This window comes from Bradyrhizobium sp. U531 (genome assembly GCF_051710265.1).
Classification (GTDB): Bacteria; Pseudomonadota; Alphaproteobacteria; order Rhizobiales; family Xanthobacteraceae; genus Bradyrhizobium.
In genome coordinates, this window is sequence record NZ_JASVEN010000003.1 from 617,309 (window position 1) to 629,897 (window position 12,589).

Sequence of the window (12,589 nt, forward strand, 5' to 3'; positions counted from 1 at the left end):
GGCTGGAAAACGCAAACCATACTGGTTCGGCCGTGTGCTTTCGTGGACGAACCAGCAAAGCTGCTGTCTGATCTTGGCTACGCGAGCCCGGTCAAGCTCGAAGAAACGGAATGGGCGGACGCGGGGGCCGGCAGTATCTGGATTGGTACTGTCGGTGATTGTCTGGTGTTCTACACGGCATTGGCGTGGGGCTTTTTCGAAGATCAGATCGATCAGAAATCCCGCGATTTCCACGCAGCGCTGGTCCGGCGGTTTCCGGAAGCGGAGATTGCGGCTCTGACCCTCCATAGCGTCGTGGGTGGCTGGGGATTTGCGGTCTGGCGACAGGGGGCGCTGATCCGCCACCAGCATGGCTACGATGGTATGGTGCTTCGGGACGAGGGCGCGCGGTTACCTGCCGAGGAGACATACCTTGCCAGCCTGACCCGACGCGAAGTGGAAGGCGTGACCCTCTACCGCCATCCAGGATATCCAGAAGCGGACGACATGACCGATGCGGACCTCGGCGAACCGCTCGTTTTTGAGATTGTCCGTGCATTTACCGGCTATCCTCTCGATCAGCTCGACCGTGTCCGAGGAACGAACTTTTGGCTGAGCGAGGATGAGCGACAGCAGAATTGGCAGGCGCAGAGAGCAGCTCGGGCAGGCGTTTCTTCACCGCCATATCGTGGCATTCGTCCATGGTGGAAATTCTGGGCCAGTGCGTAGGGCGGATTAGCCGAAGGCGTAATCCGCCATCCCCTCGCGATTGTTCGGCGAATTGCGCTTCGCTAATCCGCCCGACGATCTGCGATCAATCCGGCAAAATCTCGCCGGAGCCGCCGAGCTCTGCCGGCAGGTCGGCATATTTCGGCAGGCCGTCACTGACCGACACCATCTTGCTCGCGTAGTTCGCATGCAGGGTCGGCTGGTGCTGGTATCCCTTCAGCAGATTGGCATAGACGTCGATCAGCCGCATCCGCGGATGCTCGGTCATGACGTGGCCGCCGCAGCGCTTGCAGAACTTCCGATAGGAATGCTCGGTCTTGTTGAACGTCCCGAGCTCCGCCTCGCCCTTGACGATGCGCACGCTGTCCGACTTCCACAGGCTGAACGCGTTGATCGGTGCAGCCGACCACGCCTGGCAGTCGGCGCAATGGCAATAGCCTGAAAACATCGGCTTGCCGGTGGCCTCGACTTCGACCGCGCCACAGAAGCAGCCGGCGCGATAGCTCGCCTGCGGCTCGGCATGCGCATCGCCGTCATCCGCCAGGAGGTCGTTATAGGCGGGATCCTTGCGCATGAAATTGCGGATGAAGTCGCACTCGACGGAAAGCGTGCGCCCCTGCGCGCGCACCGCATCCAGCGTGGCGCGGCCGAGCTTCGAACCGATGCCGCGGCCACCGAGCTCGGGTGGCACCTCGGTATGCACCAGCGTGATCGCGCCCTCGGTCTTGCGGTAGGTGACGAAGGCGATCGGCCCGTCCACGTCGAGCTCGAACCGCTCACGTTCCTCGTTGTCGCGAAAGGCTTCCGGTATCATCTCGCTCCCCGGGGGTTCGGCTATTTGGTCTTGGCACCTTCCGCCGCCGGAAACACCACGCGGTCATCGGTGCGGCAGTAGCGGTCTGCGAACATGCGGCCGATCGGGTGATAGCGGTCCATGTGCACCCGCATCGCCTCGTCGTCCCACAATTCGTCGCGGATGTGGAAGTGGAGGCCTTCGCCCATGATCAGCTTGCGATCGTCATTGACGTCGATCAGCTTCCAGAGCTTGCACTCCATCGCCCAGGGCGCGTCGGCAAGGCGCGGCACCGCGATTCTGGTTGAGGGCGCAAGCTTCAGGCCGAGATAATCGGGCTCGCCGATCTCGGGTGGAAAGTCACCGCTGCTCTCGTGCATGGCCCGCGCCAGCGGCTCGTCGGTGAGGTTGACGACGAACTCGCCGGTGCGCTGGATGTTGAGGAAGGTGTCCTTGTCCTGTCCATTCGGTTTGCGGTTCGCCGCGAACATGCACAGCGGCGGATCCTCGCAGAAGGCGTTGAAGAAGCTGAATGGCGCAGCGTTGACGACGCCCGTCGGCCCGATCGAGGTCACCCAGGCGATCGGTCGCGGCAGGATGAAGGACGTCAGTACCTTGTAGCGCTCGCGTGGCGTCAGGTCGCTGGCGGCGTAGTCCATGGGGGCTCCGTTTCCTTCTTCGCCTCTCCCCGCTTGCGGGGAGAGGCCGACGCGCGCCGGGCGATGCGCAGCATCGTCCGAGCGCGGCGGGTGAGGGGGACTCTCCGCGAGTCAGCCGTCACCGTCCTTGCCGAGACTCCCCCTCACCCTGACCCTCTCCCCGCACGCGGGGAGAGGGGAAAGAGAGAGTGGCTTACGCCATGCTCAGCTCATGCCGTCCCACCACCATCCAGTGCACCTCGTCCGGACCGTCCGCGAAGCGCAGATGGCGGACGTCCTGGTACATCTCGGCGAGCGGGGTCCAGTGCGAGATGCCGGTGGCGCCGTGCATCTGGATGGACTGGTCGATGATCTTGCAGGCGCGCTCGGGCACCATGGCCTTGACCATGGAGACCCAGACGCGGGCCTCCTTGTTGCCGAGCACGTCCATCGCCTTGGCGGCCTTGAGCACCATCAGCCGCATCGCCTCGATCTCGCAGCGTGCCTGCGCGATGATCTGCATGTTGCCGCCGAGATGGGCGATCTTCTTGCCGAAGGCCTCGCGGGTGAGGCCACGCTGCACCATCAAATCGAGCGCCTTCTCGGCCTTGCCGATGGTGCGCATGCAGTGATGGATGCGGCCGGGTCCGAGGCGCAGCTGCGAGATCTCGAAGCCGCGGCCTTCACCGAGCAGGATGTTCTCCTTGGGCACGCGGACATTGTTGAATCGCATGTGCATGTGGCCGCGCGGCGCATGGTCCTGGCCGAACACATACATGGGCCCGAGCACCTCGACGCCGGGCGTGTCACGCGGCACCAGGATCTGCGACTGCTGCTTGCTCGGCGCCGCGTCCGGATTGGTCTTCACCATCGCGATGAGGATCTTGCAGCGGGGATCGCCGACGCCGGAGATGTAGTACTTCTCGCCGTTGATGACCCATTCGTCGCCGACGAGTTTTGCCGTCGTCGAGATGTTCTTGGCATCGGAGGAGGCGACGTTCGGCTCGGTCATGACATAGGCCGAGCGGATTTCGCCGTTCATCAGCGGCTTCAGCCACTTCTCCTTCTGCTCCTTGGTGCCGACGCGCTCCAGCACCTCCATGTTGCCGGTGTCGGGCGCCGAGCAGTTCATGGTCTCGGAGGCCAGCGGGCTCTTGCCGAGCTCGGAGGCGATATAGGCGTAGTCGAGATTCTTCAGGCCCTGGCCGGTCTCGTCATCGGGCAGGAAGAAGTTCCAGAGGCCTTCCTGCTTGGCCTTGTTCTTGGCCTTCTCCAGCACCTCGAGCTGCTTCGGGGTGAAGCTCCAGCGATCCTGCTTGCCTTCGCCGGCCTTGGCGAATTCGATCGACATCGGCTCGACGGTCTCGCGGATGAACTTCCTGACGTGATCGTAGAGCGGCCGGACCTGGTCCGACATCCTGAGGTCATTGAGCTCGTCGCCGGGATTGAGGGTGTAGTTGGTGGTGCGGGGAATGTAGGTGTGCTTTGTCATTGTTCCTCCCGGGGACATCGTGATCGAATTGGCCGGGAGAATAGTCGCAGCGCCGCCAAAGTGCGAGCGCGTATTTTCTCACGCGAGCCATGCCATGCGATGGAATTTCGCGGGGACGTTTGAAATGTTGTTTGAATGGTGTCTGCAGCCCACCGCTGTCATTCCCCGCGAAGGCGGGGAATCCAGTACGCCGCGGCTTTTCTATGAATCGCCGGCGGCGGTGGAATACTGGATCGCCCGATCAAGTCGGGCGATGACAGCGGAGATTGTGGCGTACTTGTTGTCGTCGGCTCAGTTCGGCAGCCGATGCATCGCGCAGATCTTGTTGCCGTCGAGGTCGCGCAGATAGGCGAGATAGAGCTTGCCGCCGGGGCCCTGGCGGATGCCGGGCGGATCCTCGATCGTCTTGCCGCCGGCGGCTAGGCCCGCCGCGTGCCAGGCATCGACCTGCTCTGGCGAGTTGGCGGCAAAGCCGATCGTGCCGCCATTCGCGCAAGTCGCCGGTTCGCCGTTGATCGGCTTCGACACCGAGAAAACGCCGGTCTTGGTGATGTAGAAGATGCGATGGCCGTCGACCCTGGCCGGCCGCACCTCGAGCGTGTTCAGCAGATTGTCGTAGAACGTCTTGGCCTTGTCGAGATCGTTGGTGCCGATCATGATGTGCGAGAACATTTGCCCATTCCCTCAGTTTGTAGCCCGGATGGAGCGAAGCGAAATCCGGGTCTTGCTTGCTTGTGGCAGTCCCGGATTGCGCTTCGCTCCATCCGGGCTACGAGATCTCAAAACGCGGTATAGCCGCCGTCGATCACGAACGTATCGGCCGTGTGGTACGACGACGCCTTGCTCATCAGATACACGGCGATGCCACCGAAATCGGAGGCTTCGCCGAAGCGGCGCATCGGAATGCGCGGCATCACGTTGGCGACGAACTTTTCGTTGGCCATGATGCCGGCGGTCATGTCGCTCTTGATCCAGCCGGGCAGGATCGCATTGGCGGTGACGCAGTGGCGGGCGAGCTCGACGCCGAGCGCGCGCACCAGCGCGTTGATCGCGGCCTTGGTCGCCGCATAATGCTCGTTGCGCGCCGTGCCGAAAATCGAGGCGAGGCTCGAGGTCGCAACCAGCCGGCCGAAGGGATCGCCGGCGTTGGCGCGCTCGGTCATGTGCTTCGCGGCGGCCTGGAACGCGTGGAACACGCCATCGAGGTTGGTCGCAAACATCGTGCGCCATTCCTCTTCGGTGCGCTCGATGAAGGAGCGTCGGCCGCCGCCGCCGATTCCGGCATTGGCGAAGCAGCCGTCGACCCGGCCGAACGTATCGAGCGTCGCCTTCATCGCGGCATCGACCGAAGCCGGATCGGTGACGTCGCAGACGCGGGCATCGACCTTGCCCGCCAGGCCCGCCATGCTCGCGGCAGCCGCCTTGTTCTTGTCGGCGTTGCGGCCCCAGATCGAGACGTTGCAGCCCTGGCCCGCGAGCGCCTGCGCGATGCCGAGGCCAATGCCGCCGTTGCCGCCGGTGATTACCGCGACGCGGCCGGTGAGGTCGAAAATGGTCATGGCGCGTTTCCTGTTTTTGGCAACTTCTTGGCAATTCTTGGCAGGACATCCTGGGGCGCGGCCCATCAGCCGCTGCGCGCAAGATTGCTTGCTATGCTCTGATCACCATGGACAAGACCGCGCCAAAAATCAAATATGCGCCCCGACAAGACGAATTCCGGCCTGCGAAACTGACGCGGGCCGCAACGCACGAGGAAACAATGCAGTTCAAACACGTCACGCTCGATTTCGATGGCTCGGTCGCAATCCTCAGGCTCGACCATCAGGAGGTGATGAACGCCGTTTCCGTGGACATGCTGGGCGGCCTTGCCGAAGCGCTCGACACGATCGAGGACAAGAGGGACGAGGTGCGCTGCGTCGTGCTGACCGGCGCGGGCCGCGCCTTCTGCACCGGCGCCAATTTGCAGGGCCGCAACAACCAGTCGAAGAAGACCAAGGCCGGCCTGACGCTGGAGACCGGCTTCCATCCCTTCCTGCGCCGCATCCGCAACCTGCATTGCCCCATCATCACCGCGGTGAATGGTCCGGCGGCCGGCGCCGGCATGAGCTTCGCGCTGCTCGGCGACATGATCCTGTGCGCGCGCTCGTCCTATTTCCTGCAGGCCTTCCGCCGTATCGGCCTCGTGCCGGATTGCGGCTCGACCTGGCTGCTGCCGCGCCTGATCGGCCGGGCGCGCTCGATCGAATTGTCGCTGATGGGCGAGCGGCTGCCGGCGGAGAAGGCGCTGGAATGGGGCCTCGTCAACCGCGTCTATGACGACGGCGTGCTGATGGAGGAGGCGATGAAGCTCGCGCGCGATCTCGCCAGCGGCCCGACCGTGGCGCTGTCGCTGATCCGCAAGCTCTATTGGGACAGCCCGGAAAACTCCTTCGAGGATCAGCTCAATCTCGAATTCCAGTGCCAGCTCCGCGCCGGCGACACCCAGGACTTCCGCGAGGGCGTCGGGGCGTTCCTGGAGAAGCGGCCGGCCAAGTTCAACGGCAAATGATCAAAGGCAAATGATCGAGGCCGAGCTTTCCCGCAGCGCGCAGCGCTGGTGCAAGGGCGCGACCGGCGTCACTGGCGCTGCCAAATTGTCGGGCGGCGCCAGCCAGGAAACCTGGCGCTTCGACATCACCCATCCCGATGGCGTGATCGGCGCGATCCTTCGGCGCTCGCCGAAAGGATATGGCGCCGCGCCGACGCGCGCGGCGGGCCTTGCCGCCGAAGCGCAGCTGATGCAACTCGCGTTCGAGGCCGGCGTGCCGTCGCCGCGCGTGATGCATGTGCTCGTGCCGGAGGACGATCTCGGCACCGGCTTCATCATGCAGCGGGTCGAGGGCGAGACCATCGCGCGCAAGATCCTGCGCGATGACGAGTTCGCGGCGGCGCGGCCGCGCCTCGCGCGGCAGATCGGCGGCATTCTCGCTGGCCTCCACAAATTGCCGCAGGACAAATTGCCCGAGCTGCGCAGCCGCGGCGCGACGCAGGAGATCGCCGAGTTCGATCGCGACTATCGCAGCCTGAATTGGCCGAAGCCGGTGTTCGAGCTGGCGCTGCGCTGGCTGCGCGATCACGATCCCGGCCCCTCGGACGAGACCACGCTGGTGCACGGCGATTTCCGCAACGGCAATCTCATCATCGGCGCCGATGGCGTTCGTGCCGTGCTCGACTGGGAGCTCGCCCATCTCGGCGATCCCATGGAGGATCTCGGCTGGGTCTGCGTCAACTCCTGGCGCTTCGGCGAGATCGACAAGCCCGTCGGCGGATTTGGTTCGCGCGAGGAGTTGTTCGCCGGTTACGAGGCCGCCGGCCGCAAGGTCGATCCGGCGCGCGTCAAGTTCTGGGAAGTGATGGGCACGCTGCGCTGGGGCATCATGTGCGGCGGCATGATGCAGCGGTTCCGCGAGGGCCCTGATCATTCCATGGAGCGCGCCATGATCGGCCGCCGCGCCTCCGAGACCGAGATCGATCTGTTGCGGCTGCTGGCGCCGCGCGGGAGCTGACACATGCAGGACGAGCCGACCCCGATCGAGCTGACCAAATCCGTCGCCGATTTCCTCCGGAGCGACATCGCCCCGCTGATCTCCGGCCACCAGGCCTTCAAGCTCCGCGTCGCCATCAACATCCTAGATCTCGTTACGCGCCAGCTGACGCGGGAGGCGGGGAGCGATGCCGCGGAAGTCGACCGGCTCCGTGCGCTGCTCGGTATCGACGGCTCGGTAACGGATCTCAACCACGCGCTCGCCGAGCGCATCGCCAAGGGCGAGGTCGATCTTGCAACGCCCGGCCTCGCCGAGCATCTGTGGGCGACCACGATGGACAAGCTCGCGGTGGATCAGCCGAACTATGCGTCCTACAAGCGGGAGCAGGGGCGAACTTCGTAGGATGGGTAGAGCGCAGCGAAACCCATCATCTCACATCTCGCCTCGCCATAGACGGGTTTCGCTGCGCTCTACCCATCCTACGCACCTGCGGCGCGGCGAGGCGATCCGGCCTCTCCCCGTCATTGCGAGCGCAGCGAAGCAATCCAGAATCTTTCCGCGGAGGCAGACTGGATTGCTTCGTCGCAAGAGCTCCTCGCAATGACGAGCGGGGAGAGCGCCTCCTACTTCCCCACCCATTTCGGCGGCCGCTTCTCCGAGAATGCCTTCGGGCCCTCGATGTAATCCTGCGAGGCCGCCATCGCCTTCACGGCCGGATAGTCGCGCTGCTCCGCGATCGCCTGCTCCAGCGAGACGCCGAGGCCCTTCTGGATCGCCTGCTTGGAGGCCCGGATCGACATCGGCGAGTTCTTGGTGATCATCTCCGCCCAGCGCAGTGCGGCCAGGAGTGCTTCGCCCTGCGGAACCACCTCGTTGACGAAACCAAGCTCGAGGCCTTCCTTGGCGCTGACATGGCGCGCGGTGAGGATCATGCCCATGGCGCGCTTCAGCCCGATCTGCCGCGGCAGCCGGTGCAGGCCGCCAGCGAGCGCGGCAAGGCCGACGCGCGGCTCGGGCAGGGCGAAGGTCGCATTCTCCGAGGCGATGATGAGATCGCAGGCGAGCGCGATTTCGAAGCCGCCGCCCATTGCAACCCCGTTCACCGCCGCAATGATCGGCTTGTCGCAATCGAATCGCGCAGTGAGGCCGGCGAAACCGCCCTTGTCCCAGCCGCGTTTTCCGCCCGCCGCCTGCCACTTCAGATCGTTGCCGGCGCAGAACGCCTTGTCGCCGGCGCCCGTGACGATCGCGATCCACTGCTCGGGGTCTGCGGAGAAATCGTCGAACACCTTCTGCAGCTCGAAATGCGCATCGGTGTGCAAGGCGTTGTAGACCTCGGGCCGCGACAGCGTCACGATCGTGATCGGCCCCTTGCGTTCCACCTTCGAAAACTTCAGCTCCATCGCGCGTTCCCCGCATTTTCTCGTGAAGGAATATTGCGATCATAGTAGCGCGCCCCAGTGCCGGAGCACCATCGAATTGCGCTGGTGCGCTTTGCGTCGCGGTCACGCCTCGGCGCGCTTGCTTCACCTTGCTTGACTTGGCGGCGCTCTTCTCACCTTAATCGTGCGAAGCAAGAATGCGCCTAGCGCCTTAACGCAAAACGATAAAATCAATCCGGGAGAGAACCTGTGGATTTCTCATTGCCTGCCGATCTCGTCGCCTATCTCGGAGAGCTCGACCGTTTCATCGAACGCGAGATCAAGCCGCTGGAAGCGGCCGACGACAACATCCGCTTCTTCGATCACCGCCGCGAATGGGCGCGCACCGATTTCGAGAATGGCGGCCTGCCGCGCCACGAATGGGAAGCGCTGCTGCGCAGGGCCAAGGACCTTGCGGACGCCGCCGGGCATTTGCGCTTTCCGGTGTCGAAGCAATATGGCGGCAAGGACGGCTCCAATCTCTGGATGGCCGTGATCCGTGAGCATTTCGCGGCGAAGGGCCTCGGCCTCCACAACGACCTCCAGAACGAGCACTCCGTCGTCGGCAATTTCCCGGTCGTGACCATGCTCGACCGCTACGGCCGCGACGACCAGAAGGCGATGATCGACGGCTCGATCAAGGGCAAGTATCGCATCACCTTCGGCCTCACCGAGCCCAATCACGGCTCGGACGCCACCCACATGGAGACGCGCGCGGTGCCCGCGACCCGCGACAACGTCAAGGGCTGGATCATCAACGGCGAGAAGATGTGGACCACCGGCATGCACGTCGCCACCCATTGCGCGCTGTTCGCGCGCACGAGCGGTAACGACGGCGATGCCCGCGGCATCACCTGCTTCCTGGTGCCGGCCAAGAGCGATGGTGTGAAGGTCGAGGAGTATATGTGGACCTTCAACATGCCGACCGACCATCCCCGCGTCAGCTTCACGGACGTGTTCGTGCCTGAGGATGCGTTGTTCGGCGAAGTCGGCCGCGGCCTGTCCTTGGCTCAGTGCTTTGTCCACCAGAACCGCATCCGCCAGGCCGCGAGCTCACTGGGCGCCGCCGTCTACTGCATCAACGAGAGCGTGAAGTATGCACGCGAGCGAAAGCCGTTCGGCCGGGCGCTGGCGGAGAACCAGGCGATCCAGTTCCCCCTGGTCGAGCTGGCGACGCAAGCCGAGATGCTGCGCCTGTTGATCCGCAAGACCGCCTGGGAGATGGACCAGCTCACCGAGGAGCAGGTCGAGCGGACGCTCTCCGACCGCGTCTCAATGTGCAACTACTGGGCAAACCGTCTCTGCTGCGAATCCGCCGACCGCGCCATGCAGGTCCACGGCGGCATGGGCTATTCTCGCCACAAGCCGTTCGAGCATATCTACCGCCACCACCGCCGCTACCGCATCACCGAGGGCAGCGAGGAGATCCAGATGCGGAAGGTGGCGGGATTCCTGTTCGGCTATATGGGGCCGGGGAAGCATTGAACGGAGAACGCCGGGTGAGAAACTTTCTGCCCGCGATCTTTGCGGTCATTGTCCTGCTGGGCAACTCCGCCGTGCGCGGTGCCGAGGAGAGGCCGCTCGTCGTGATATCGCCTACGCCTGAAGGATACGCTTGGTGGCTCCGTACTGAATATCATCCGTCCGGCACGGATGTCCGCGGCATTCCGGCCGCGCAGATGCGCCGCGGCTGGTGCAGAGTGAACGAGCTGCGGCGCGACATGTTTCCGGCTGAGGAGGCCGCTTATTTCGGTGACAGTCAGTCACCCTTTGCGGTTGACCGAGTCTTTGAAGGGTCGAAAGCCAAGCAGACGGCGCTGGTCGGCGTCTACGAGAGCTGCAGGGGTGAGCGGGGTGCTTTCCTCCTGATTGCGGCCTGGCCGGAAGGCAAGCCACCGATCGTTCGGCATCTCGTCGAGCTGCGCGGGAAAAATCAGTTCGGGGTCGTATCGGCGTCCGACGACGGAACGGTTACATTGCAGCACTGCCTGGAGTGCGATCACTTCAGTCAATACAAGTGGGACAAGTCCAGGAAGCGATTCAAGCTGCTGCCCGATCGGGCCGAGTAGCGCGGTAAGCACGGGCGCCTTTGCGCCCTTTGCGTACCCTACCTCACCTTGTCAGTTGAGACAGTCTGGATTGCTTTGTCGCGAGAGCTCCTCGCAATGACGAGGAGAGAGGCGCGCATATGCCTCCACACCGTCATTGCGAACGTAGCGAAGCAATCCAGAGATGTCGCCTTGTCGGGACTCTGGCTTGCGCGCAGCGGCGGTCAATTCACTCGTCGGTCCTTCCCCGCCCAATACGGCTCGCGCAGTTGCCGCCGCAAGATCTTCCCTGAAGGATTGCGCGGCAGCGCCGGCAGGAACTCCACGCTCTTCGGCGTCTTGAAGCCGGCGATGCGCGTCCGGGTGAAGTTGATGATGTCGGTGGCGGTCGCTTCCTTGCCCGGCTTCATCACCACGACCGCCTTCACGGCCTCGCCCCATTTTTCGTCGGGAATGCCGATCACGGCAGCCTCGGCGACATCAGGATGATCGCACAGCGCGCTCTCGACCTCGGCGGGATAGATGTTCTCGCCGCCGGAGATGATCATGTCCTTGATGCGATCGTGGATGTAGAGATAGCCGTCCTCATCCATGTAGCCGGCGTCGCCCGTGCGCAGCCAGCCATCGCCGCGCAGCGTCGAGGCGGTCGCTTCCGGCAGGTTCCAGTAGCCGGCCATGTTCGAGCCCGAGCGCGTCGCGATCTCGCCGACCTCGCGCGGCGGCAGCGGCTTGCCGTCCGCATCGAGAATGGCGATCTCGACGCCCGGAAGCGCCTTGCCGGCCGAGCGCATCCGCTCGAGGCCCTCGACATGGTCCTCCGGCGGCAGCGCGACGATGGTGCCCGTGGTCTCCGTCATGCCGTACATCTGCACGAAGCCGCACTTGAAGATGTCGATGCATTCCTTCAGCAGCGCCGCCGGGATAGGCGAGGCGCCGTACAGCATGTATTTCAGCCTGGAGAAATCGACCGTCTTCGCGCGCGGCTGCCGCACCACGAACTGCATCGCCGCCGGCACCATGAACAGTTTCGTGATGCCGGACTGCTCGAAGAAATCCAGCACCTTGGTCGGATCGAACTCGCGCGCGATCACGCCGCGGGCGCCGTGATAGAGCCCCATCACACCCCAGCCGGAGCCGCCGATGTGGAAGATCGGCATCGCCACCAGCGAGACGTCGTCGGTGGACCAACGGTTCCATTCCGGCTTGTCCGCGGCATTGCCTGTTTGCACGAGGTTGAGGAAGTTCGCGTGGCTCAGCATCGCACCCTTCGGCTTGCCCGTGGTGCCCGAGGTGTAGAGCTGGATCGCGATATCCCGAGTGTCAATCGGCACCTTCGGATCGTCGCCCTTCTGCGCATCGCGCCAGGCCGTAAAATCCTGCCATTCCGGCGCACCGCCTTCGGTGGTGATGACGGTGTGCACGCCGGGCAACTGGTCCTTGATCTGCCGGACCTGGGTAATGAACTCCGGCCCGACGAACAGCACCGGCGCCTTGCAATCGGCGACGATGAAGGCGACCTCCGGTCCTGCGAGCCGCCAGTTCACCGGCGCCATGACGACGCCGGCCTTCATCGCCCCCATCAGGAGCTCGAAATAGAGATCGCTGTTCTTGCCGAGATAGGCGATGCGGTCGCCCTTCTTCAGGCCCATCGCCAAAAGCGCGTTCGCGACCTTGTTGGTCCCAACGTCGAACTCGGCAAAGCTGGTGACGCGGCCTTCGAACTCGTAGGCGGTGGCGTTGCCGCGGCTGCTGGCGCGCTCGCGCACCATGTCGGCGAGGTTCGCCAATGGCTGTGTGGTGGACATGTTTCTCCCGTAGGCGATGTTGTTTTTATGCAGGGGAGTGTGGCGGCATCTGTGGGTGGAGGCAAGGTGGAAAGGGCAGACGGAGGTCTCGCGTCCCGGACGCGCTGCAGCGCGTAGCGCTGCTGCGCAGAGCCGGGACCCATTCTATTGCCGTATCCGA

Annotated in this window: 13 protein-coding genes; 6 read left to right on the top strand and 7 right to left on the bottom strand. The window is 64.1% G+C overall.

Annotated elements, in window-relative coordinates:
• Positions 1 to 42: 42 nt before the first annotated feature.
• Positions 43 to 708 carry a DUF6928 family protein gene (locus QRQ56_RS19095; RefSeq protein WP_438742198.1) on the top strand — a complete coding sequence of 222 codons (666 nt, stop codon included), beginning with the start codon at positions 43 to 45 and terminating at the stop codon, positions 706 to 708.
• Between the two features lie 85 nt (positions 709 to 793).
• On the opposite strand, the gene QRQ56_RS19100 is transcribed toward QRQ56_RS19095, so the two are convergent.
• From QRQ56_RS19100 to QRQ56_RS19120, 5 genes are all read right to left on the bottom strand, one after another.
• Complete coding sequence (locus QRQ56_RS19100) at positions 794 to 1,522, bottom strand: N-acetyltransferase (protein ID WP_438742199.1); 729 nt, start codon at positions 1,520 to 1,522, stop codon at positions 794 to 796.
• A 20-nt stretch (positions 1,523 to 1,542) separates the two neighbouring features.
• On the bottom strand, positions 1,543 to 2,160 hold the full coding sequence (locus QRQ56_RS19105) for a flavin reductase family protein (RefSeq protein WP_438742201.1): 618 nt from the start codon (positions 2,158 to 2,160) through the stop codon (positions 1,543 to 1,545).
• Positions 2,161 to 2,353: 193 nt separating this feature from the next.
• Positions 2,354 to 3,631 carry an acyl-CoA dehydrogenase family protein gene (locus tag QRQ56_RS19110; RefSeq protein WP_438742202.1) on the bottom strand — a complete coding sequence of 426 codons (1,278 nt, stop codon included), beginning with the start codon at positions 3,629 to 3,631 and terminating at the stop codon, positions 2,354 to 2,356.
• Positions 3,632 to 3,922: 291 nt separating this feature from the next.
• Entirely contained in the window at positions 3,923 to 4,303 is a 381-nt protein-coding gene (locus QRQ56_RS19115) for a VOC family protein (protein WP_438742204.1), read from the bottom strand.
• Between the two features lie 107 nt (positions 4,304 to 4,410).
• A complete protein-coding gene (locus QRQ56_RS19120; RefSeq protein WP_438742207.1) occupies positions 4,411 to 5,190 on the bottom strand; it encodes an SDR family NAD(P)-dependent oxidoreductase in 780 nt (259 codons plus the stop codon).
• A 200-nt stretch (positions 5,191 to 5,390) separates the two neighbouring features.
• Between QRQ56_RS19120 and QRQ56_RS19125 the strand changes: the two genes are divergently transcribed.
• Genes QRQ56_RS19125 through QRQ56_RS19135 form a run of 3 tightly spaced genes read left to right on the top strand, consistent with a single transcriptional unit; the run spans position 5,391 to position 7,557 of the window.
• Positions 5,391 to 6,179 carry an enoyl-CoA hydratase/isomerase gene (locus QRQ56_RS19125; protein ID WP_438742208.1) on the top strand — a complete coding sequence of 263 codons (789 nt, stop codon included), beginning with the start codon at positions 5,391 to 5,393 and terminating at the stop codon, positions 6,177 to 6,179.
• Between the two features lie 10 nt (positions 6,180 to 6,189).
• Complete coding sequence (locus tag QRQ56_RS19130) at positions 6,190 to 7,176, top strand: phosphotransferase family protein (RefSeq protein WP_438742210.1); 987 nt, start codon at positions 6,190 to 6,192, stop codon at positions 7,174 to 7,176.
• Positions 7,177 to 7,179: 3 nt separating this feature from the next.
• Positions 7,180 to 7,557, top strand: coding sequence for a DUF6285 domain-containing protein (locus QRQ56_RS19135; RefSeq protein ID WP_438742213.1), 378 nt, complete (start codon positions 7,180 to 7,182; stop codon positions 7,555 to 7,557).
• Positions 7,558 to 7,778: 221 nt separating this feature from the next.
• Here QRQ56_RS19135 and QRQ56_RS19140 read toward each other — a convergent pair whose 3' ends face one another.
• Positions 7,779 to 8,558 (bottom strand): enoyl-CoA hydratase-related protein, encoded by a 780-nt coding sequence (locus QRQ56_RS19140; protein ID WP_438742214.1) that lies wholly within the window; start codon positions 8,556 to 8,558, stop codon positions 7,779 to 7,781.
• 228 nt (positions 8,559 to 8,786) lie between these two features.
• Here QRQ56_RS19140 and QRQ56_RS19145 point away from each other — a divergent pair, with 228 nt between their 5' ends.
• Together QRQ56_RS19145 and QRQ56_RS19150 are read left to right on the top strand one after the other, a co-directional pair.
• On the top strand, positions 8,787 to 10,061 hold the full coding sequence (locus QRQ56_RS19145) for an acyl-CoA dehydrogenase family protein (RefSeq protein ID WP_438742216.1): 1,275 nt from the start codon (positions 8,787 to 8,789) through the stop codon (positions 10,059 to 10,061).
• Between the two features lie 14 nt (positions 10,062 to 10,075).
• The gene (locus QRQ56_RS19150; protein WP_438742219.1) at positions 10,076 to 10,645 is read left to right on the top strand and encodes a hypothetical protein; all 570 of its coding nucleotides are present in this window, start codon (positions 10,076 to 10,078) and stop codon (positions 10,643 to 10,645) included.
• 203 nt (positions 10,646 to 10,848) lie between these two features.
• On the opposite strand, the gene QRQ56_RS19155 is transcribed toward QRQ56_RS19150, so the two are convergent.
• Positions 10,849 to 12,429, bottom strand: a complete 1,581-nt coding sequence (locus QRQ56_RS19155) for a fatty acid--CoA ligase (protein WP_438742221.1) — start codon at positions 12,427 to 12,429, stop codon at positions 10,849 to 10,851.
• Positions 12,430 to 12,589 lie beyond the last annotated feature (160 nt).

What these genes read in the sequence shown, in the direction of transcription:
- QRQ56_RS19100 (WP_438742199.1), bottom strand. Translation starts at nt 1,522, where the DNA reads ATGATACCGGAAGCCTTTCGCGACAACGAGGAACGTGAGCGGTTCGAG.
- QRQ56_RS19115 (WP_438742204.1), bottom strand. Translation starts at nt 4,303, where the DNA reads ATGTTCTCGCACATCATGATCGGCACCAACGATCTCGACAAGGCCAAG.
- QRQ56_RS19155 (WP_438742221.1), bottom strand. Translation starts at nt 12,429, where the DNA reads ATGTCCACCACACAGCCATTGGCGAACCTCGCCGACATGGTGCGCGAG.
- QRQ56_RS19130 (WP_438742210.1), top strand. Translation starts at nt 6,190, where the DNA reads ATGATCGAGGCCGAGCTTTCCCGCAGCGCGCAGCGCTGGTGCAAGGGC.
- QRQ56_RS19120 (WP_438742207.1), bottom strand. Translation starts at nt 5,190, where the DNA reads ATGACCATTTTCGACCTCACCGGCCGCGTCGCGGTAATCACCGGCGGC.
- QRQ56_RS19140 (WP_438742214.1), bottom strand. Translation starts at nt 8,558, where the DNA reads ATGGAGCTGAAGTTTTCGAAGGTGGAACGCAAGGGGCCGATCACGATC.
- QRQ56_RS19105 (WP_438742201.1), bottom strand. Translation starts at nt 2,160, where the DNA reads ATGGACTACGCCGCCAGCGACCTGACGCCACGCGAGCGCTACAAGGTA.
- QRQ56_RS19125 (WP_438742208.1), top strand. Translation starts at nt 5,391, where the DNA reads ATGCAGTTCAAACACGTCACGCTCGATTTCGATGGCTCGGTCGCAATC.
- QRQ56_RS19110 (WP_438742202.1), bottom strand. Translation starts at nt 3,631, where the DNA reads ATGACAAAGCACACCTACATTCCCCGCACCACCAACTACACCCTCAAT.
- QRQ56_RS19135 (WP_438742213.1), top strand. Translation starts at nt 7,180, where the DNA reads ATGCAGGACGAGCCGACCCCGATCGAGCTGACCAAATCCGTCGCCGAT.